At 26.7% G+C, this 21,615-nt stretch carries 22 protein-coding genes; 14 read left to right on the top strand and 8 right to left on the bottom strand.

The features are described 5' to 3' along the window. On the top strand, window positions 1-723 hold the full coding sequence (locus tag HF862_RS08825) for an ABC transporter ATP-binding protein (RefSeq protein WP_170187503.1): 723 nt from the start codon (window positions 1-3) through the stop codon (window positions 721-723). Between the two features lie 63 nt (window positions 724-786). Here the strand turns inward: HF862_RS08825 and HF862_RS08820 are convergent, their stop codons facing one another. Then, a complete protein-coding gene (locus HF862_RS08820; RefSeq protein WP_170187502.1) occupies window positions 787-1,665 on the bottom strand; it encodes a LysR family transcriptional regulator in 879 nt (292 codons plus the stop codon). Window positions 1,666-1,773: 108 nt separating this feature from the next. On the opposite strand from HF862_RS08820, the gene HF862_RS08815 reads away from it, so the two are divergent. Together HF862_RS08815 and HF862_RS08810 are read left to right on the top strand one after the other, a co-directional pair. Next, window positions 1,774-2,343, top strand: a complete 570-nt coding sequence (locus HF862_RS08815; protein WP_170187501.1) for a chromate transporter — start codon at window positions 1,774-1,776, stop codon at window positions 2,341-2,343. Further along, complete coding sequence (locus HF862_RS08810; RefSeq protein WP_170187500.1) at window positions 2,334-2,879, top strand: chromate transporter; 546 nt, start codon at window positions 2,334-2,336, stop codon at window positions 2,877-2,879. The genes HF862_RS08815 and HF862_RS08810 overlap by 10 nt, the downstream gene beginning before the upstream one ends. 51 nt (window positions 2,880-2,930) lie before the next feature. Here HF862_RS08810 and HF862_RS08805 read toward each other — a convergent pair whose 3' ends face one another. Further along, window positions 2,931-4,088 carry an ROK family protein gene (locus HF862_RS08805; RefSeq protein ID WP_170187499.1) on the bottom strand — a complete coding sequence of 386 codons (1,158 nt, stop codon included), beginning with the start codon at window positions 4,086-4,088 and terminating at the stop codon, window positions 2,931-2,933. A 217-nt stretch (window positions 4,089-4,305) separates the two neighbouring features. Between HF862_RS08805 and nagE the strand changes: the two genes are divergently transcribed. Then, window positions 4,306-5,706 (top strand): N-acetylglucosamine-specific PTS transporter subunit IIBC, encoded by a 1,401-nt coding sequence (gene nagE / locus HF862_RS08800; protein WP_206039071.1) that lies wholly within the window; start codon window positions 4,306-4,308, stop codon window positions 5,704-5,706. A 22-nt stretch (window positions 5,707-5,728) separates the two neighbouring features. Further along, complete coding sequence (locus tag HF862_RS08795; protein WP_170187498.1) at window positions 5,729-7,273, top strand: hypothetical protein; 1,545 nt, start codon at window positions 5,729-5,731, stop codon at window positions 7,271-7,273. Window positions 7,274-7,417: 144 nt separating this feature from the next. Here HF862_RS08795 and HF862_RS08790 read toward each other — a convergent pair whose 3' ends face one another. From HF862_RS08790 to HF862_RS08780, 3 genes are read right to left on the bottom strand one after another with little or no spacing between them, the layout of a single operon-like run. Beyond that, window positions 7,418-8,113, bottom strand: coding sequence for a 5'-methylthioadenosine/adenosylhomocysteine nucleosidase (locus tag HF862_RS08790; protein ID WP_170187497.1), 696 nt, complete (start codon window positions 8,111-8,113; stop codon window positions 7,418-7,420). Window positions 8,114-8,137: 24 nt separating this feature from the next. After that, window positions 8,138-8,329, bottom strand: a complete 192-nt coding sequence (locus HF862_RS08785; RefSeq protein WP_170187496.1) for a hypothetical protein — start codon at window positions 8,327-8,329, stop codon at window positions 8,138-8,140. Window positions 8,330-8,337: 8 nt separating this feature from the next. Further along, window positions 8,338-9,216 carry a YitT family protein gene (locus tag HF862_RS08780; protein ID WP_170187495.1) on the bottom strand — a complete coding sequence of 293 codons (879 nt, stop codon included), beginning with the start codon at window positions 9,214-9,216 and terminating at the stop codon, window positions 8,338-8,340. A 187-nt stretch (window positions 9,217-9,403) separates the two neighbouring features. Between HF862_RS08780 and HF862_RS08775 the strand changes: the two genes are divergently transcribed. Both HF862_RS08775 and groL read left to right on the top strand, forming a co-directional pair. Further along, the gene (locus tag HF862_RS08775) at window positions 9,404-9,676 is read left to right on the top strand and encodes a co-chaperone GroES (RefSeq protein WP_170187494.1); all 273 of its coding nucleotides are present in this window, start codon (window positions 9,404-9,406) and stop codon (window positions 9,674-9,676) included. 18 nt (window positions 9,677-9,694) lie between these two features. After that, a complete protein-coding gene (groL, locus tag HF862_RS08770) occupies window positions 9,695-11,305 on the top strand; it encodes a chaperonin GroEL (protein WP_170187493.1) in 1,611 nt (536 codons plus the stop codon). A 137-nt stretch (window positions 11,306-11,442) separates the two neighbouring features. Here the strand turns inward: groL and HF862_RS08765 are convergent, their stop codons facing one another. Both HF862_RS08765 and HF862_RS08760 read right to left on the bottom strand, forming a co-directional pair. Next, on the bottom strand, window positions 11,443-12,129 hold the full coding sequence (locus tag HF862_RS08765) for a hypothetical protein (RefSeq protein ID WP_170187492.1): 687 nt from the start codon (window positions 12,127-12,129) through the stop codon (window positions 11,443-11,445). Between the two features lie 13 nt (window positions 12,130-12,142). Then, window positions 12,143-12,862, bottom strand: a complete 720-nt coding sequence (locus HF862_RS08760) for a ParA family protein (RefSeq protein ID WP_170187491.1) — start codon at window positions 12,860-12,862, stop codon at window positions 12,143-12,145. A gap of 554 nt (window positions 12,863-13,416) precedes the next feature. Between HF862_RS08760 and HF862_RS08755 the strand changes: the two genes are divergently transcribed. From HF862_RS08755 to HF862_RS08725, 7 genes are all read left to right on the top strand, one after another. After that, the gene (locus HF862_RS08755; RefSeq protein ID WP_170187490.1) at window positions 13,417-14,907 is read left to right on the top strand and encodes an ABC transporter substrate-binding protein; all 1,491 of its coding nucleotides are present in this window, start codon (window positions 13,417-13,419) and stop codon (window positions 14,905-14,907) included. 14 nt (window positions 14,908-14,921) lie between these two features. Further along, complete coding sequence (locus HF862_RS10060) at window positions 14,922-15,821, top strand: ABC transporter permease (RefSeq protein ID WP_170187489.1); 900 nt, start codon at window positions 14,922-14,924, stop codon at window positions 15,819-15,821. A 10-nt stretch (window positions 15,822-15,831) separates the two neighbouring features. Then, a complete protein-coding gene (locus HF862_RS08745) occupies window positions 15,832-16,647 on the top strand; it encodes an ABC transporter permease (protein WP_170187488.1) in 816 nt (271 codons plus the stop codon). 6 nt (window positions 16,648-16,653) lie between these two features. Further along, window positions 16,654-17,628: an ABC transporter ATP-binding protein gene (locus HF862_RS08740; RefSeq protein WP_170187487.1), complete on the top strand. Its 975-nt coding sequence runs from the start codon at window positions 16,654-16,656 to the stop codon at window positions 17,626-17,628. Next, entirely contained in the window at window positions 17,603-18,367 is a 765-nt protein-coding gene (locus tag HF862_RS08735) for an ABC transporter ATP-binding protein (protein WP_170187486.1), read from the top strand. The genes HF862_RS08740 and HF862_RS08735 overlap by 26 nt, the downstream gene beginning before the upstream one ends. Window positions 18,368-18,446: 79 nt before the next feature. After that, window positions 18,447-19,109: a YitT family protein gene (locus tag HF862_RS08730; protein WP_170187485.1), complete on the top strand. Its 663-nt coding sequence runs from the start codon at window positions 18,447-18,449 to the stop codon at window positions 19,107-19,109. 264 nt (window positions 19,110-19,373) lie between these two features. Then, window positions 19,374-20,324 (top strand): LysR substrate-binding domain-containing protein, encoded by a 951-nt coding sequence (locus HF862_RS08725; RefSeq protein ID WP_170187484.1) that lies wholly within the window; start codon window positions 19,374-19,376, stop codon window positions 20,322-20,324. Window positions 20,325-20,377: 53 nt separating this feature from the next. On the opposite strand, the gene HF862_RS08720 is transcribed toward HF862_RS08725, so the two are convergent. Next, entirely contained in the window at window positions 20,378-21,376 is a 999-nt protein-coding gene (locus HF862_RS08720; protein WP_170187483.1) for an aminopeptidase, read from the bottom strand. Window positions 21,377-21,615 lie beyond the last annotated feature (239 nt).

Below are 21,615 nucleotides of genomic sequence, written 5' to 3'. Positions count from 1 at the left end.
ATGGAAAAGGAAACTATGTTAGAAGTAAATGATTTGCATGTTTATTATGATAATATCCATGCTTTAAAAGGAATATCCCTTAAAGTAAAAAAAGGTGAAGTAGTTTCACTTATAGGAGCTAATGGTGCTGGAAAAACAACAACTCTTCAAACAATTTCAGGATTAATTCCTTCAAAAATGGGAAAAATTATATTTGAAGGAGAATATATAACAAAAACTCCATGTCATTTAATTTGTAAAAAGGGGATAGCACAAGTTCCAGAAGGAAGAAGAATATTTGCAAGATTATTAGTAAAAGATAATTTAAAATTAGGAGCTTTTACCGTTAATGATACTCCTGAGAATTTAGAAAAAGATAGAGCCAAATTTTATGAAGTATTTCCTAGAATGGCCGAAAGAAAAAATCAAATGGCTGGAACTTTATCTGGAGGAGAACAACAAATGCTTGCAATGGGAAGAGCCTTGATGAGTAGACCAAAATTATTAATACTAGATGAACCATCAATGGGACTTTCTCCTTTATTTGTTAAGGAAATTTTCTCAGTAATTAAAAGATTAAAAGAATCAGGTGTAACTATATTACTTGTAGAACAAAATGCTAAAATGGCTCTTTCTGTAGCTGATTATGCTTATGTAATAGAAACAGGAAGAATTACTATGGAAGGAAAAGCAAAAGATTTATTAAATAATCCAGATATTAAGAAAGCATATCTTGGAGCTTAGTGATAATAAAAAAAGGACTATTTAAAAATATTAGTAGTCCTTTTTTATTATTATGAAAAAATTTTAAATAGTACTATTTTTACAAATTTCTATAAATTTATCAAAATATATTGAATGAAATTTATTTTTATGATAAATAATATTAAAATTTCTACTAAAATTAATTTCATCTGTTTCTAAAATTTTTATTTCACCTTTTTCTACATATTCTTTTATTAAAAAATAAGGTAAAACAGATATTCCTATATTTTCTTTTACTGCTCTTATTATTGCATGGGTACTTATACTTTGCCACAAAGGTTCTATTTTTATATCTAAATTTTCCATTTTAATATCAAATAAATCTCTAACTGCACTTCCTTTTTCTCTTAAAATTAATTTTTCAGAAATTATATCTTTTAAAGTAATTTTTTCTTTATTGGCATAAGGATGGTTAGGATTACATATAATACATAAAAAATCTTTTCTATAAGGAATAGAAATTATAAATGGATTTTGAATTTCTCCTTCTATAAGACCTATATCAATTTTATTTTCTAATAATAATTTTTCTATATTTTTACTATTATCAATAATAACTTTTATTTTTGTATTAGGATTTTCTTTTTGAAAATTTTTAATATAAGTAGCTAGAAAATAATTTCCAATAGTAATACTACTTCCTATAATTAAATTTCCAGAATTTTTTATATCTTTCATAGAAATTTCTGTTTCTTCAACCAATGAAATTATATGTTTTGCATATTGATACATTTCTTCTCCAGCTCTTGTTATATGTAATCTTTGAGAAAATCTTTCAAAAAATTTAACCCCATAATATTCTTCTAATTCTTTCAAGGCTATACTTATTGTAGGTTGAGAAACTAAAAGTTTTTTACTTGTAATTACAGTACTTTTAGTTTCATATAAAGTTAAAAAAATTTTTAAATGTCTTAATGTCATAAAATATCCCTCTTTTTTAATTATAAATAAAAAGCTATTAACTTTATTAAATTATAGTATTTTACAAATTAAATTTCAAGTGATATTATATATCACGCGAGGTGAAAAATGAAAAATAATAAATATTTAACTTTATTTGTATCAACTTTTTTTATTAGTATGTTTACTTTTGGTGGTGGATATGTAATTATTTCTCTTCTAAAGAAAAAATTTGTAGATGAACTAAAATGGATAGAAGAGGAAGAAATGTTAAATTTAGCTGCCATAGCTCAATCTTCTCCAGGAGCAGTAGCAGTTAATGCTTCCATTTTAGTTGGATATAAAATAGGAGGTGTGTTTGGAAGTATTGTATCTATTGTAGGGACTATTCTTCCTCCATTTATAATAATTTCTATAATATCATTTTTTTATACAACGTTTAGAGAAAGTAAAATAGTAAGTGTTGTATTGAAAGGAATGCAATCTGGAGTAATTGCAGTAATTACTGATGTAACATTTAATTTAGGACAAAATTCTATATCTAATTCTGGGATAATTAGCATATTTTTAATAGGCTTAGTTTTTGTCCTTGTATATTTTTTATCAATAAATGTAATCTTTATAATTTTAATTTATATAATATTGGGAATTGTAAAAACTTTTTATAATCAAAAGAAAGGAAGTAAACAATGTATTTAGATTTATTTATAAGTTTTTTTAAAATAGGATTATTTAGTTTTGGTGGAGGAATGGGGGCAATACCTTTAATACAATCACAAGTTGTAGATATTAATAAATGGTTAACTTTAACAGAATTTACAGATTTAATAACTATAGCTGAAATGACACCAGGACCAATAGCTATAAATTCATCTACTTTTGTAGGAATGCAGACAGGTGGATTTTTAGGAGCAATTGTTGCTACAGCAGGTTGTATAATGCCAGCATGTATAATAGTTTTTACTTTAGCATGGTTATATTTCAAATATAAAAATTTGACTTATCTTCAAGGAATACTTTCCACTTTAAGACCAGCTATTGTTGGTCTAATAATGACAGCAGGATTTTCTATCTTTAATTTAGCAATTTTAACAGAAAAGTTTAATATTATAGGATTTTTATTAATAGTAATAGGAATAATTTTGTTAAGGAAATTTAAATTTACTCCTATTCAAGTTATGTTAGGAAGTGGAGTAGTTGGTGGAATTTTTTATTATATAGGAGAGTTTGTATAAAAATTTTAATAAAAAACTACACTTTAATTTAAAAGTGTAGTTTTTTGATTTTTATAAAATATTTCCTTTAAAAAATTGATTTAAAACTATATAAACAGCTCCTATAGTATTATCATTATGCTCAAAAACAGATTTTTTTATATTTAAATTTTCTGTTACATAAGGGATACAAATTAAGCTCATAAATTTAAAAAATGTTTGAAAAAATAAATTATTACATTTAGTAATATCTCCACCAACAACAATTGTTGAAATATTTAAAGTGTTGGATAAATTTCCAATAATAATTGCTAGTGAATAGATAGCATGATTAAAAATTTTAAGAGCAACAGGGTCATTTTCTATAACTTTATTTATAAAAAAATCAAATGAAGGAACTTCATTAGTATCAAAATTATAATTTATCTCTTTTAAATAATCTTCAAGCATTCTAGGATTTGTAGTTATAGTCTCAAGACATCCAATTTTTCCACAATTGCAAATTTTACCATTATTTTCTACAAAAGAATGTCCTAATTGTCCAGAGACAAAATTATCTCCTAAAAGCAGAGAGTTATTAATAATGATTCCACATGAAACTCCTCTATCGATATTTATATATAACATATTTTTTATATCAGGGCTTATAAAATCTTTTTCAGATAAAGCCATAGCTCTAACATCATTTTCTATAAAAATTTCACATTCAATACTTTTTTGGAGTAATTCTTTTAATTTTACTTTTTTCCACTGATAAAAAGCAGAATAAGTTATGATTCCTTCATTGGAATCTACTTGCCCTGGAAAAGCTATCCCAATACCTATAATAGATTTTTCTTGTTTTAATTCTTTAAAAGTTTTAATAATTAAATCAACGACAGTAGACGGAGATTTATCAGGGATTTCTAAAGTCATTTGGTTAATAGTTGTTCCATCTAAACTATTAAGTGAACCAATTAAAATACCTCTTTTTATTTTTATTCCTATGACATATTTATAATTATAATTTATAAATAATTTTGTTCCTTTTCTTCCCCTAATTCCATTTCCGTTTTCTTCTATTTCCAAAATAATATTTTCTAAAACAAGTTCTTTCATTATATTTGAAAGAGTACCAGCAGCTAATCCAGTACGCTTTTGGAGTTCAACTCTTGTAAAATTATTATTTTTTAAAGAAGAGAGAATAAGACCTCTATTTAACTTTTTTAATGAATCTAACTTTATATACAAAATATCACCTAAATCTAAAATAAAAATTATTTACTATATTATAAACTATATAAAAATTTTTTTCCACAAAAGTTTATTAAATTAATTAAAAAAATTAAACAAAAAATAATATTTCAAAGTTGAAAAAAATGTTTGACAAAAAATATAAAATGTAGTATATTAATATCAAATAAAATATTTCAAGGTTGAAATAAATATAAAAAAATTGGGAGGCTGTATGAAAAATATAAATATTTTTTCAAAATTGCAATTATTAGGGAAATCATTAATGTTACCAATAGCTGTATTACCAGTAGCAGCTATATTGTTGAGATTCGGCTCTGAGGACATGTTAAATTTGGCATTTATAAAAGCTGCTGGAAATGCTGTATTTGCTAATTTAAGTTTGCTATTTGCTATAGGAATTGCTTTTGGAATAGCTGAAAAAGCTCATGGAGCAGCAGCATTAGCAGGAGCAATTAGTTTCTTTATCTTAGAAGCAGGTGCTAAATCAATAAATGGAAATATTAAGATGGGGGTATTTTCAGGAATAATAGCTGGACTTATTGCAGGAAATGTGTATAATAGATTTAAAGATACAAAAGTTCCTGAATGGTTAGGGTTCTTTGGAGGAAGAAGATTTGTTCCTATTATGTCAGCTCTTGTAAGCGTTGTAACATCTGGAATTTTAGGATATGTATTTCCATTAATCCAAAAAGCTTTAGATTCTTTTGGTATGTGGATGATAAAAGCTGGAGAATTAGGATTATTCCTTTATGGAGTTTTACAAAGATTCTTAATTCCATTTGGATTACATCATGTTTTAAATTCAATAGTTAGATTTATGTTTGGAGAATACACAAATGCAGCTGGACAAACTTTTATAGGTGACCAAGTTAGATTTTTTGCTGGAGACCCAACAGCAGGAATATATATGGCTGGAGCTTTTGCTGTTATGATGTTTGGATTACCTGGAGCTGCTTTTGCAATATATAGATGTGCAAAGCCAAGTAGAAAAAAAGCTGTTTTAGGAATATTAGTCAGTGTTGCTTTAACATCATTTTTAACTGGAATAACAGAACCTATAGAATTTTTATTTATATTTACAGCTCCTGTTTTATTTATATTGCATTCTATATTTATGGGATTATCTTATGCAATAACAAATTATTTAGGAATTTTACATGGATTTGGTTTTTCAGCAGGATTAATAGACTATATATTAAACTTTAAATTAGCTACAAAACCATTATTAATACTTCCTTTAGGAGCATTTTTCTTCTTCTTATATTATTTTACATTTTCATTTGTTATAAATAAAATGAATTATCAAACTCTTGGAAGAGAAAGTGATGAAGAAATTGAAAAAATGAATAAAGATAAAAAAGTGGAAGAAGATGAAGAAATAGATAATTTTATAATAGCTTTAGGTGGACTTGATAACTTTATAACAGTTGATTCATGTATAACAAGATTGAGATTAGATTTAAAAAATAGAGATATAGTAGATGAAAAAATGTTAAAGAAATTAGGTTCAAAAGGAGTTATAAAACCAGGACAAACAAGTGTACAAGTCATTTTAGGAGCTAAAGCTGAAAGAATAGCTAATGGAATAAAGGAAAAATTGGGGAATAATTAAAATAAAAAATTAGGAGGAGATAATGAAATTACTTTGGTGTGATTTACATGCAAATATTCATTCAGAACAATTAAAAGATATTAAAGAGTGGTATGAATTTGGAAAAGAGATGACAGATTTTTGGCCAATAGCTTATTATCCTTTTTATATGAGAAAAGATGAAACAGGTCTTGGAGTAGAAGATATTCATTGTGAAGAAAAAAGAAATTCTGACTGGGAAAAAATAAGAGAATTTGTAAAAGAAAATTCAAATGATGATTATTTATTATTTATGGGTTATGAGTGGCAAGGTGCTGGAAAAGATGGAGACCATAATGTATTCTATAAAAATTTAGACCAAAGGCTTTATGCTCCTATGAGATATGAAGAATTAACAGAATTATTACCTCTAAATGAAGCTATAGCCATACCTCATCATTTAGCTTATGCTTCAGGACATAGAGGAAAAAATTGGGCGACTCACAATGAAAAATATTCTCCATTTGCAGAGATATTTTCATCTCATGGAAGTTCAGAAAGTGATATAACAGATATTCATATGGGAAGACATGTTCATATGGGACCAAGAACTTCAGGAAATGATGTTATGTCAGGATTAAAACAAGGAAAAATTTGTGGAATTATAGCCTCTGGAGATAATCATGTAGTACCAGCAATGTATGGGCATGGATTAATGGCTTGTTATGCTGAGGAATATACAAGAGATGGAATATTTGAAGCTTTCCTTAATAGAAGAGTATATGGGGTTACAGGAGCTAAAACAAAATTATATTATACTTTAAATGGAAATTTATTAGGAAGTATAATAGAACCAACTTCTGATAATAAATATGAAGGAGTTGTAAAAGTAGAATGTGGGAATGCTATAGATAGAATAGAATTTATAAGAAATGGTGTTGCAGAACATACTTATGTTCACAACGGAACTTGGGAAAACGAAAAATTAGAGGGAGTTATTAAATTTAAATTTAGAATGGATTTTGGATGGGGTCCAGATTTAAGAATATATCCAGATATTACTAAAAAAAACTGGGAAGGACAAGTAATAACTGAAGGAAAGATATTATCTATTGAGAAATTATGGACAAATCCTGGACAAAAAATTATTGAAGAAACAGAAAAAGAGTGTAAATTTAAATTATTAACTAAAAAAACAACACAAACAGGAAAATGGATGGGAGCTTCAGGAATTCAAACAGAAGGATTTATATTTGAAGTAGAAGCAGATATAAATTCAACAATGACTTTTGTTATAAATGGAAAAACATTTAAATATACTGTAAGAGAGATATTAGAAGGAAGTAAATTAAATGGTTTTGTAGAAGAAGCTGTAGAATTAGCAAAAGAAAGATTTGGATTTAGTGAGTATTATAGAACAGACCCATTCTGGCATAATGCTTATAAATTTAAAATAAATCAAGGTTTTCCAGAAATAGCATACAAAAAAGAAATTTCTTATACATTTGAGGGAATAAAAACTGAAAATAAAGATTTCTTTATGGTAAAAATTCATCAAAAAAATGGAGAAGTAGCTTGGTCATCTCCTGTGTGGGTAAGAAAAAAATAAGAGTATAAGAAAAATTGAAACTTAATATTTATACACCTGAAATCTGAAAAGATGGAAGGTGTATTTTTTTACAAAGGAATAAAAAAAGTTGTTACATTATTTTTTAATTGTAACAACTCTAAAAAAATTATAATATTTAATTTTTTATAGATTATTTAAAATTTCTAATACTATTTTAGCTGAATGGTCAGAAGCTAAAGGTTTAAATTCTTCATAATTCATATGAGCAGAACCATCAGCTTTATCAGACATAGCTCTTATTACAACAAAAGGAATATTAAAATGAGAAGCTACTTGGGCTACAGCTCCCCCTTCCATTTCTACAGCGAAAGCATCAAAGATAGAACCGATATTTTGAACTTTATTTTTATCAGCTATAAATTGGTCACCTGTAGCAATGATACCAGTATAAACTTTATCATCTCCTAAAACTTTAATAGCAGCATTTTTTGATAATTCAACTAAAGTTTTATCAGCATCAAAGAAAATAGAATCTTCTCCATCAATAAGTCCCAATGGACAACCAAAACCAGTAAGGTCAAAATCATGTTGAACAAGTTTTTCTGAAACTACAATATCTAAAATATTAAGTTTATTATTAATAGCTCCAGCAATTCCAGTAAATATAATTTTTTCTATACCAAAATTTTCAATGGCTATTGTGCAACCTATAGCAGCATTAACTTTTCCAACTCCTGTTTTAAATAGTACAATATCTTTATCAAAAATTTTTCCTTCATAGAAAGTAACTTTTCCTATAGTTTTTTCAGTAGGATTTGTCATAAAATTTTTTATTAAATTTATTTCAGAATCCATAGCTCCAATTATACCAATTTTCATAAATTAAATTCTCCTTTATATAAATTAAATTCTTTTACAATATAAGTTAACTTCTTCTCCATCAATGAGAGTTAGTATATACCAATCACAGTCATCTTTTAAACCACTTTGGCCAACTTTTTGAAATCCAATAATACAATCACTTGCAAAAATTTTTTCAAAAGTTTCTACTGATACAACTTCTGTATCTAAATTTATTATTTCTTCTTTAGTCATTTTTCCTCCTAATTATTATCAATATTTTTGAAACCCTCTCCTAATACTTCGGAAACTTCACTAATAAAAATAAAGGCATTTCTATCAATATTTTTTACAATTTTTTTAACAGAACTTACCTCATATCTACTTACTATACAATAAACAATCTCTTTAGGGTCCCCTTTGTAACCACCTTTAGCTATTAAAAGAGTAGTTCCTCTATCTAATTCCTCCATAATTTTATTTTTAATTTCATCACTTTTATTTGAAATTATTCCCACAGATTTAGAAGTATCAACTCCTTCTTGAATAACATCTATTACTTTGGTAGAAGTAAAAAGTCCAACTAGAGTGTACATAAAAACTTCTTTTCCAAAAAGGAAACCAAGTAGAGATAAAACTATGAAATCCAATACAAGAAAAGCTTTTCCAATAGGAATATCAAAATATTTATTTAAAATTTTAACTAAAATATCAGACCCTCCACTAGAACCTCCAGCCATAAAAATACTTCCTAAACCAATTCCAATTAGAAGGCCCCCAAAAAGAGCAGCCATTATTTTATCATTCATAGGACCTTGAAAATCTTTTAAAATTCTAAAAGCTAAAGAAGTCATAGCTGTTCCATAAAAAGTTTTTATAATAAATTTGCCACCAATTAATTTATATCCTAGAATTATTAGAGGAATATTTATAAGAAAATAAGAGGTACTTATATTAAAATCAAAAAGAAAATAAAGAATGGTACAAATACCAGCAACTCCTCCATCAGCCATTTTATTGGCTACAAAAAAATAATTTACTCCAAAGGCATAAATAAAAGCCCCTACAGTAATAATAAAAGTATCTTTAATAATATCTTTAAAATTTGTTTCTAAAAAAATAGATTTTAAAGTTTTTCTCATAGAAATCACCTAAAATATAATTGATTACCACAATAATTATAATCTATTTTTTGGAAATTATCAATATGACAGAAAAGATAATAAAATTTCTAAAAAATTCTTGACAAAGAAAAAAATAAGTGATAATATAGCATTATGAAAATTATTAGCACTCACTTATAAAGAGTGCTAAAAGGAGGAAAGAAAAATGAGCATACAAGCTATTGGAGAAAGAGTAGTTGCTAAAGAAATTAAAATAGAAGAGAAAACTCAAAGTGGAATTATATTGTCAGGAATGGTTAATAAAAAAAATCCCAATGTAGTAGAAGTAGTTGGAATAGGTTCTGGAGAAAAAGTTTCTAAAGAAATTTCCATTGGAGATAAAATAATTCATTCTGGATATGGAATTACCAAAGTAAATGATAATAATGAAGAATTTTTAATAATAGATTTTGAAAATATTTTAGGAATAATAAAATAATTTTAGGAGGCTAGAAAAATGGCAAAAGTATTATTATTTGATGAATCAGCTAGAAAAAAATTAGAAAAAGGTGTGGATACTTTAGCTAATGCTGTAAAAATAACTTTAGGTCCTAAAGGAAGAAATGTTATTTTAGATAGAGGATTTGGTTCTCCTTTAATAACAAATGATGGAGTATCTATAGCAAGAGAAATAGAATTAGAAGACCCATTTGAAAATATGGGGGCAAAATTAATAAAAGAGGTAGCTACGAAAGCCAATGATGTGGCTGGAGATGGTACTACAACAGCTACAATTTTAGCTCAAGCAATAGTAAAAGAGGGATTAAAAATTGTAAGCTCTGGTGCTAATCCTATGTTTGTAAAAAAAGGGATAGAAAAAGCTGTAGCTGAAGTAATAAAAAAATTAAAAGAAAAATCTAAAAAAGTTGAAACAAACAGTGAAATAGAGCAAGTAGCTTCTATATCAGCTGGAGATAAAGAAATAGGAAGATTAATAGCTGAAGCTATGGCAAAAGTTGGAGAAACAGGAGTTATAACTGTAGAGGAAGCAAAATCTTTTGAAACTTCTTTAGAAGTTGTAGAGGGAATGGAATTTGATAAAGGTTATATCTCTCCATATATGGCTGACCCTACAAAAATGGAAGCTGATATGGAAAATCCATATATATTAATAACTGATAAAAAAATAACAAATATTCAAGAACTTTTACCAATATTAGAAAAAGTTGTAAAAAGTTCAAAACCATTATTATTAATAGCTGATGATTTAGAGGGAGAAGCTTTAACAACTTTAGTTCTTAACTGTATTCGTGGAACTTTAAATGTGGTAGCTGTAAAAGCTCCAGGATTTGGAGATAGAAGAAAAGCTCTATTAGAAGATATTGGAGTTTTAACAGGGGCTGTTGTAATTTCTGAAGAAAAAGGAATGAAATTAGAAGAAGCAGACTTAAGTATGTTAGGAAGAGCTAAGAGAATAAAAGTTAATAAAGATAAAACAACAATAGTTGATGGACTTGGAGATAAAGAAGAGATAAAAGAAAGAATATTACAAATTCAAAGTCAATTAGAAAATACAACTTCTGAATATGACAGAGAAAAAATGCAAGAGAGAATAGCAAAAATTTCTGGTGGAGTGGCAGTTATAAAAGTTGGAGCTGTTACAGAAACAGAGATGAAAGATAAAAAATTAAGAATAGAAGATGCTTTAAATGCTACAAGAGCAGCTGTAGAAGAGGGAATTGTTCCTGGTGGTGGAGTTGCCTTAGTAGAAATTGGAAAATCTATGGAAGATTTTAAACTTGATGGTGAAGAGGGAATGGGAGTAGAGATTGTTAAAAAAGCTTTAACTGCTCCAATGAGACAAATAGCTATCAATGCTGGACTTGATGGAGGAGTTGTAGTTGAAAAAGTAAAAACTCTTAACCCTGGAGTTGGTTTAAATGCTGCCACAGAAGAATATGTGGATATGTTAGAAGAGGGAATAATAGACCCAACTAAAGTTACAAGGTCAGCTGTACAAAATGCTGCTTCAATAGCTGGATTAATACTTACAACAGAGGTATTAGTAACAGATAAAAAAGAAGAAAAGGTAGGAGGAAACCAACCTAATCTTCCAGATATGATGTAAAATTAATAAAAAATAAATTAAAATAAAAAATAAAAATGAAGGGAAATACATTTTAAAAACTTTCAAATCAAACTTTCAAACAATAAAAAAAGTTGGAGAAATCCAACTTTTTTTATTGTTTAGGAAATTATAATTTTTTATTGTACATCATTTAAAATTTTATCTATCTTTTTTAAAAGAGTGATTAAAGTTTTTTTCTTTTTAAGAGGAAGATTTTCTAAAGTTTCTTTTTTAGGAAGATGATTTAAAAAATTATCCAAATAAAAATTATCATTATCTTCAAATTTCATTGGAGTTGTTTCTGACTCAATTATTAAACTTTTATTTAAAATATCTGTGTCATTAGTTTTTTCTAATTTTAAAATAATATCTTGAGAATTTTCAGATTTTAAAATTTCATCAATTTTTTTATAAGAAAGTTTGGCAATAGCCTCTTTTGAAAAATCAGTAGAGCATAGAGAATATAATTTATAACGGTTTCTATGTCTTAGGGCTGTCATCTTATTATAACCATTTGTTTCTAACCATTTAACATAACAACCTGTATATCTATTACCACTTAATTTACTTTCCACTTCAGTAAAAATTTTTCCTAATTCTAAAGAAGTATGAGCTTGTAAGTTTAATACTTCTAGGGATTTTTCTTTTAAAAAATCATTAAGCTCATTATCATCTGTTAAATTAAAATCTCCATCAATAGATTTTATAATTTGAAAATCAGTTTTTTCTTTAGAATGAGAAGTATTAGTTTTAAGATTATCATCTTGCTTAGTTCTACGAGAATTAAGTAGACTTTTTAATCTTTCATCAATTTTTTTTTCCATGTTTTTCACCTATTTATTCACCTAGTTCTATCATAATGTCAGCTAAAGTTTTCTTTGCATCATCTAAAAGTTTAGATTTTGTTTCCCAAATAGTTTTTCCATTTCCTAAAAGATTTTCCACTTGTGAAAGCTCCCTAATAGGTTCTGGGAAAAGAATATCTGTTTCTCTTAAAAGAGTTTTTAATTTTTCAAGATTTTCATTTTGAGTAACAGTACTTCTATATTTATTAGGGACAACAGCTAAGATTTTTTCAATTCCAGCTTCCTCTATAACATTAACAACTCCTTCAATAGTAGCTCTGTCACAGAAAACAGGAATTATAATTTTATCAGAACACCTAACAAATTCTGAATCTATTTTTAAAAGAGGCATACTGTCTATTAATATATAATCATATTCCTCTCTCATTCTATTTAAAAATGGTTCTAATTTTTTTGAGAAAACAGATGAAAATTTACTATTTTCAAGAGGGATAAAGAAAAGATTTTCTCTTAATTTTATAAGCTCTCCTTTTTTTCCTCTGACCCAAACCTTAAGACCATTTTTAAAAGATGGAACTTCTCCATCTCTAAAAGTATAATGAAGAATATTATTTTGTGAATCGGAAGTTAAGATTAAAACTTTTTTTCCAATAGAAGCAAGCCCTGCACCTAATTGGACAGTAAGAAAAGTTTTTCCAACTCCCCCTTTATTAACTTTGACAATTATAACTTTACCATTATTTTTATCCATAAAAAGCTCCTATATTTATAGTTTTTATCTATTTATTGTATCACAAATAGTAAGAAAAGTTTAGAAAAAAATATTTTTTAGAAAATAAAGCTTGATTTAATTTGATTTTCATAATATAATCTGTAAAGTATAAAATGGGTAAGTTATAATTATAAAAATTTATATAGAATTTAGTATAAAACTCAAACTGAGTTAATAATAAAAAAGGAGGATGTACTAAAATATATAGGTATATTTAAGTTAAAAAATCTAATTTTTTTAGGGGGTTTTTAAAACTTACTAATAGTTAAATTTAAATATATGAATTTTTTATAAAATTTAGTGTAAGAAATTTATGTATATGTTGATTAATAAAATTTAACTTTCTTCATTTAGAGGAGAATTTATAAAAAAAGAGTTTTATATATTCAAATCATGAGAACGAAAAATGAAGAACCTAAAAAAAGGATTTTGTACTCCGAGAAGTCTGCTGGGTAGCTATGAGAGTAGTAGACACAATACATATATATTCTTTTGGATTTTTTTAATTCAAAAAAATTAAGTACGAATATTTTATGAAAAAGAAGATTTTTGCACTGTTAATGATGTTGATTATGTTAGTGGGATGTGGTGGGAAAAGCGAAAAAGAAACTACAACTACAAATAAAGTAGTAGTTAGAGTATCACAAGACCCAGATTTTTTAGACCCTCATCAATATGTTGCTGCAGCTACAGGAGAAATTCTTTTTAATATTTTTGAAGGATTGTTAAAAATGGATTCAAATGGAAACATTTATCCTGCTATTGCTGAAAGTTATACAGTTTCTGAGGATGCTTTAACTTATACTTTTAAAATAAAAAAAGGTATTTTATTTCAAAATGGTGTAGAAGTAACACCAGAATTAGTTAAAGCTTCTTATGATAGATTTTTATTAAAAGATTTTCCAACTAATCTATCAACTACTGAATTTAAGAAAAATATTGATTATGTAAAAGTAAATGGAGAAGAGGTCATTTTTAAATTTAAAAAAGTATCTGGAGAGGGAATAGCAGCTTTCTTAGATGGAATTGTTTACGAAGATGGGGAAAAAATCTATGGAACAGGACCATATTATTTAGATAGTTATATGCCTGGAGAGAAAGTTACTTTAAAAAGATTTAAAGATTATTGGGCAAATGAAAAAATTGGAAATGTAGAAGAAGTAGATTTTAGAATTATAAAAGATGAGCAAGGAGCCATAATAGCTTTTCAGGTAGGGGAAGTAGATATAATTCCTAGATTATTAGTTGGATATATTGATATGATAGGAGAAAATGGAAAGATAGAAAAAGGTGAACAAAATATGGTTCAACTTTTGGCTTTAAATAATGCTGTAGAACCATTAGATAATTTAAAGGTTAGACAGGCTATTCAATATGCTGTAGACAAAAAAGAAATTATAGAGGGAGCTACTTTAGGAGAAGGAAGTGTTTCTGGAGGAGCAATTAGCCCATCAGTAAAATCTATTTATAATGGAGAGACAGAAAATTTATATAAAACAGATATTGAAAAAGCTAAAGCTTTATTAAAAGAAGCTGGATATCCAAATGGATTAAAAATAAAATTAAGAGCTCCAGCTAACTATCAACTTCATGTAGATACAGCTCAAATTATAAAAGAACAATTAATAAAAGCTGGAATAGAAGTTGAAATAGAAGAAATTGAGTGGGGAACTTGGTTAAGTGATGTTTATAAAAATAGAAATTATCAAATGACTGTTATAGGATTTGAAGGAAAACCATCTCCTTATGCAACAGTTGATAGATATATAACTAAAGACCCAAGAAATATGGTTAATTTCTCAAACAAAGATTATGATGAAGTATTAGAAAAAATACCTTATGAAATAGACCAAGAAGAACAAGGAAAATTATATAAAGAAGCTCAATATATATTAACAGAAAATGTTGGTTCAGTATTTTTACAAGCACCAAATTATATAGTGGCTTTAAATAAAAATATAGAAGGATTTAAAATCTATCCAATATATGTAATAGATATAGGAAGTTTATCAATAAAAAAATAAAAAGGAGATAAAAAGTGTTTTTTATAAAAAAGATTTTTACTTCATTAACAACACTTTTTCTAGTATCTGTTATTAGTTTTACAGTTTTAAATGTTATACCAGGTGACCCTATATTATCAAAATTAGGTGTTGATGCAACTAAAGAACAGGTAGAAGTTTTGAAAAAAGAATATGGTTTAGATAAACCTAAATATATAGCTTATGTAGAATGGGTAGGAAAAACTATACAAGGAGATATGGGAGAATCTATAAGATACTCTACTCCTGTTAACGAGCTTATAAAAAAGAGAGTGAAAACAACATTAAATTTAGCAACAATGGCTATGGGAATTACAATTTCTGTAGGATTTCCTCTAGGACTTTTTTCAGCAATGAGAAATAAAAAAAGAGGGGATAAATTTTTGACAATTTTTAATATGATTGGAATTTCTATTCCTTCCTTTTGGATTGGACTACTTTTAATGATGATTTTTGGAGTATATTTAAAAGTTTCGTTAAAGACTGTAAATGGAATATTACCTTCAGTAACTTTGGCTATTTCTCAAATTTCAATAACTTCTATTTATTTAAAAAATATTATACTAGAAGAGTTGAATAAAGATTATGTAAAAGCTGCTATTGCTCGTGGAAGAGGGAAGGCAGAGGTTATAATAACTGATGTATTGAGAAATATATTATTTCCAATGCTTACTATAATTTCTGGATTATTTATAAAAGTTTTGGCTGGTAGTGTAATAGTAGAAAACTTATTTAATATTTCAGGACTTGGAAGTCTTATGGTCTTAGCAGTAGAAAATAGAGATTATCCAGTAGTACAAGCTTTGGTTTTATATAGTGCAGTAGTTGTAATATCGATAAATTTAATTACGGATTTATTATATTCTTATGTAGATCCTAGAGTAAAAATATCATAGGGTGAATTTTATGAATAAATTAAAAAGTATTAATAAAAATCTTCTATTTGGAATAGGATTTTTTGTAGTGCTTATATTAATTATATTATTGGCTAAAATATTTAGTCCTTATGGAGTGACTTCAATAGATATAGATAATAAATTAGCTTCTCCAAGTTTAACTCATCTTTTTGGAACAGATAAATTTGGTAGAGATATATTTACAAGAATTATGGAAGGTGGAAGAATAGCTTTATTTGTAGGATTTTCATCTATAGGAATAGGACTTTTTGTAGGTGGAATTTTGGGAATGTATTCTGGTTATATAGGTGGATATGTAGATGAAATTATAATGAGAATTATAGACGCTTTTATGTCTTTTCCAGGAATACTATTTGCTTTGATGATGATAACAGCTTTTGGACCAGGAACTTTTAATACAATTCTTGTTATAGGAATAATGAATATACCTCATTTTACTCGTTTTGCTAGAGGAGAAACTTTAAAAGAAAAAGAAAAAAATTATACCCTTTCAGCTAAAACTAGAGGGGCTTCAAATTTATGGATATTAAGACATTATATTTTTCCTAATATAAGAGGAAAATTAATTGTGTCTACAGCTTTATCTTTGGGTGTGTCTATTCTTACAGAAGCTTCATTGAGTTATTTAGGACTTGGAATACAAGCTCCTTATCCTAGTTGGGGTTCCATGCTTAGAGAAGCACAAATTTATTTTTTAGCAGCTCCATGGTATGCAATATTTCCAGGATTATTTATAACACTTACAATTTGTTCTATAAATCTTATAGGAGAATATGCAAGAGAAAAATATAATTCTAAAGGATAGGTAAAAATGAAATTATTAGAAGTTAAGAATTTAAACATATCTGTAGATTATAAAGGTGAATTATTATCTCTGGTTGAAAATTTAAATTTTTATATAAAATCAGGGGAGATATTTGGAATAGTTGGGGAGTCTGGTTGTGGAAAAAGTATTTCTTCTAAAAGTATTTTAAGAATATTAGAAGATAGATTTCATCCAACAGGAGAGATAATATTTCAAGATAAAAATTTATTAGATTTAACAGAAAAAGAAATGAGAAAGATTAGAGGAAATAAAATAAGCATGGTCTTTCAAGATGCTCTTAGTTCATTAAATCCGTTGAAAAAAATTGGAAAACAAGTTGATGAAGCATTAGAAATTCACAAAAAAGATTTAACAAAAGAGGAAAGAAAGAAAAAAGTTTTGGATATATTAACAGAATGTGATATTTATAATCCAGAAGAAGCTTGTAAAAAATATCCTCATCAACTTTCAGGTGGACAAAGACAGAGAGTGATGATAGCTATGGCTGTTATATGTGAGCCTGATTTAATAATTTGTGATGAGTCAACAACAGCTTTAGATTTAAGAACACAACTTAGAATAATAAAACTTTTAAAAAAATTAAATAGAGAAAAAAATACTACAATAATATTTGTTTCTCATGATATAGCTCTTATTGAATCTATTTGTGATAGAGTAATGGTAATGTATGGTGGAAGAAGTGTGGAAATTTTAGAGGGAAGTTTAAAAAATGCAAAACATCCATATACAAGAGCTCTGTATAGTATGCTTTTCAGTATGGAAGATAAAAATAGAATGTTGCCATATGTACTAGGAACAGTTATTTCTCCACTTGTAAGAACTAGAGAGAAATGTTATTTCGGTGATAGATGTAAATATTATAATAATTGTAAAGAAAATGATTTGGTAGAAATTGAAAAAAATCATTTTGTAGCTTGTGAAAAGGTGATAAAAGATGTTATTAGAGATAAAAAATCTTAATAAATTTTATGATGACAAGCATATATTAAAAGATGTATCTTTTCATATAGAAGAAGGGGAAGTTTACGGACTTGTGGGGGAGTCTGGTTGTGGAAAATCAACAACAGCTAGAGTGCTTACAGGTTTAACTTCAATTAAAAGTGGAGAGATAATTTTTGAGGGAAAGAAAATTGATTATAAAAAAATAAGAGGGGTTAGGGATATACAAATGGTATTCCAAGACCCAAACTCATCTTTAAATCCTATGAAAGATATAAAGTGGATATTAGAAGAGCCATTCAAAATAAATAAGTGTAAAGATAAAAAACTTATGGAGAGCAAAATAAAAGAGATGCTTCAAATGGCAAATTTAAATGAAGATGTGTTGGTAAAATATCCTGGTGAATTAAGTGGAGGACAAAAGCAAAGAATAGCAATAATTTTAGCTCTTCTTTCAAATCCAAAACTTTTGATAGCTGATGAAGCTGTTTCATCATTAGATTTATCAGGACAAGCAAGTATTTTAAATTTCTTTAAAAAGTTACAAAAGGATTTAAAATTATCATATTTATTTATTTCTCATGATTTAAGGGTAGTTTATCATATGTGTGATAGAATAGGAGTTATGAGAAATGGAGAGATAGTAGAAGAGGGGACTCCAGAAGAGATATACTTAAATCCAAAACATGATTATACTAAAGCTTTATTAAAAGCTTTACCAGGTTCTTCAGATTTTGAAGAAGCATTGAATAATATATAAAAATAAAATGAACTTATTTTGAAAGCAAAAACTCAAAATAAGTTCTTGTTTTATAAAAATAAATTTATAGAGGTAAAAAATGGAGAGGAAAAGAGTAGAGGAAGTAAAAAAATATTTGAGATTATTAGGTGGACTTTTTATGTGTGCCTTAGGTTGCATAATGATATTGAGGTCAGATTTAGGATTAGCTCCTTGGGATGTATTACATCAAGGACTTTCTAAAACTATAGGAATTACTATAGGTCAAGCAAGTATAGGACTTGGGATAACAATAGTATTTTTAGATATAATCTTAGGCCAATCAATAGGGCTTGGCACAGTTATTAATTTTATTTGTGTAGGACTTTTTATGGACTTAATTATATTTTTAGATTTTATACCTGTAAAAGAGTCTTATATCTATAGATTTATAATTTTATTTATAGGAATATTTTTTTATGCTTATGGTACTTTTTTCTATATGGTACAAGGAATGGGTTGTGGTCCAAGAGATGGATTTATGCAAATTTTAACTAAGAAAACTAAATATCCTGTTGTATATATAAAAAATTCTATAGAGCTTTTTGCTTTAATAAGTGGTTGGCTTTTAGGAGGAAAAGTTGGTGTAGGAACTTTTGCTACAGCTCTAATAATGGGAGTGTTTTTACAATATATTTTTAGATTTTATAAAATTGATTTAAAAACTTTAAAACATAGAAATATAAAAGAGGAACTTATACATTTAAAGGAAGTTTTAAGATAATAATTTTAGGAGCTATTAAAGTTAATTTAATAGTTCCTTTTTTTATATAGAAATTATGATATAATATAAATATATTTAAGAAAAATAATATATTGTAGGAGTTAATAGAATAAGCTCAACTTCTCAACAGTAGAAGAAGAAATATTAAATATTTCTATTGAGTTAGATGAAGTAAAAAAAATTAGAGAAGAATGTTCTATTTGGTAAGATTATAGAAAAAGAGATACTTAATTTTGAGTTATAAATTTGAAAGGAGAAGAGAATATGTTAAATGAAATGCAATATATTTATACTATTTATAAAGAAAGAAGTTTTTCAAAAGCAGCTAAAAAATTATATATTTCTCAACCAGCTTTAAGTGCTATGGTAAAAAAAGTAGAACAGAAAATAGGATATTTATTATTTGATAGAGAAACAATTCCTTTAACAGTAACTAAAGAAGGAAAATATTATATAAAATGTGTTGAAAATATTTTAGAAATAGAAAATAATATGCAAAAATATTTTGAAGATTTAGGAAAATTAGATTCTGGAAATATTGTAATTGGTGGTTCTTCTTTTTTTTGTGCTTTTATTTTACCTAAACTTATAGAAAAATTTAAAAGAAAATATCCCAAAGTTAATATAGAAGTTATTGAAGGAAATATAAAAGAATTAAAAGAAGGATTAGAGAACAACTCGATAGATTTAATATTAGAAACAGCTATTTCAGAAAATGATGAAAAATTAAAAACATATTTCTATAAAGATGAACATATTTTATTAGCTGTTCCATCAAAATGGGAAATCAATAACAAACTAAAAGAGTTCCAATTAACATATGATGATATAAAAGAAAAAAAACATTTAAATTCAAATATTCAGGAAGTTTCTTTAAGTGAATTTAAAAATTTGCCTTTTATTACTATGAAGAAAGGAAATGACCAGTATATCAGAGGATTAGCTCTATGTAAAAAAGCAGGATTTACACCTAAATCTATTTATAAGATTGATCAAATTATGACAGGATATCATATAGCTTTATTTACAGAAAGTGCTGTAATTTTTATAAGAGATTTATTAATAATAAATGAACAAAAAAATGATAGTTTAATATATTATAAATTGGACCCAGAACTATCAACAAGACCAATATATTTTGCTACTAAGAAAAATAAATATTTATCAAATGCATGTAAAGAATTTTTAAAAATATCTTTAGAAAATAAAAAATAGTACGATGAAAATCGTACTATTTTTTAATATAAGTTATATTTATAAATGGAAAATTAATCTTCTACACAAAGAACTTTACCATCTTTTACAATAATTTCTCCATCCATTTCTATTGTAGGATTATATTGAACCATATCTATATGAACTGTTGATCTAGCTGGTTGTCCATAGTAGAATCCATTACCCATAGCTATATGACAAGTTCCATATGCTTTTTTCTCTTCCTCAAAGTCTCCATTAAATAAGCAGTTTCTATTTAATCCAATTCCGATTTCAGCTATATTGTCACTATCTTTTATTTCAGCTATTTGTCTACGAATTTCAGTACAGATTTTAGCATCTCCACCAACTACTTCAACAATACGTCCTCCTTCTATTCTAAGTTCAACAGGAGTTGTAGGACATCCATAGTAACAAATAGGTCCATCTATAACTAATTTTCCATGAGTTGTTCCAATTACAGGTCCTAAAGAAACTTCTCCATCTGACCATGCCATTGCATCTCCAGGATTTCTAGCTATTCCACATTCAATGATAGGTTCCATTTGATTCATTTCCATATATAAATCTGTTCCTGCTGGAGTTGTTATATGAGCCATTTTTTTACCTCTCCATACAGATTGTAATTTTACTCCATCAGCATAAACTTTTTCATAATCTGCTAAAGCTCCACCACGAGTAAAGTTATCTATATTTCTTAAACAAATTGAACATTCTCTTAATTTTTTCTCATTGATAAGTTCTTTTAATCTATTGTTATAAATTGCAGCTCCAGAAGCAGTAGTCATTCCAATAAATACATCACAAGCTTCCATTGCAAGTTCAAGAGTTTTAGGGAAAATAGTAGCTTTATCTTTTCCTCTTATTGGCATCATAGAGATATTGTATTCAGCTCCACATTTTAAAGCTGCTGCAGCTATAGCATTAGCCATTCTCATGTCTGTTTGAGGGTCTATTGCTATTAGAACTTCTTCTCCTGGTTTAACTCCCATACATTTGCTTATTAGGTAATCTGCTCTTTCAACACATTCAATTATTCTGTTATCTTCCATTTATATCCACTCCTTTTTGGTTTTTGTTTATAACACAATAATATACTATCAAAAATTTTTTTTCAAATGTTATACAAAAACTAATATAAGTTATAATTTTTTTTTATAACTATCAAATTCTGTAGTATAATATGAATATTAAAAAAATATATTTTAATTATTAAGAGAATTTATGTTAGAGCTGATTTTATAAATAGTTATAATTATTTTTTATAATACATAATAAAATTTTATATATT

Source organism: Fusobacterium sp. FSA-380-WT-3A (assembly GCF_012843705.1).
Classification (GTDB): domain Bacteria; phylum Fusobacteriota; class Fusobacteriia; order Fusobacteriales; family Fusobacteriaceae; genus Fusobacterium_B.
This window is presented reverse-complemented; position numbering and strand designations above follow the sequence as displayed.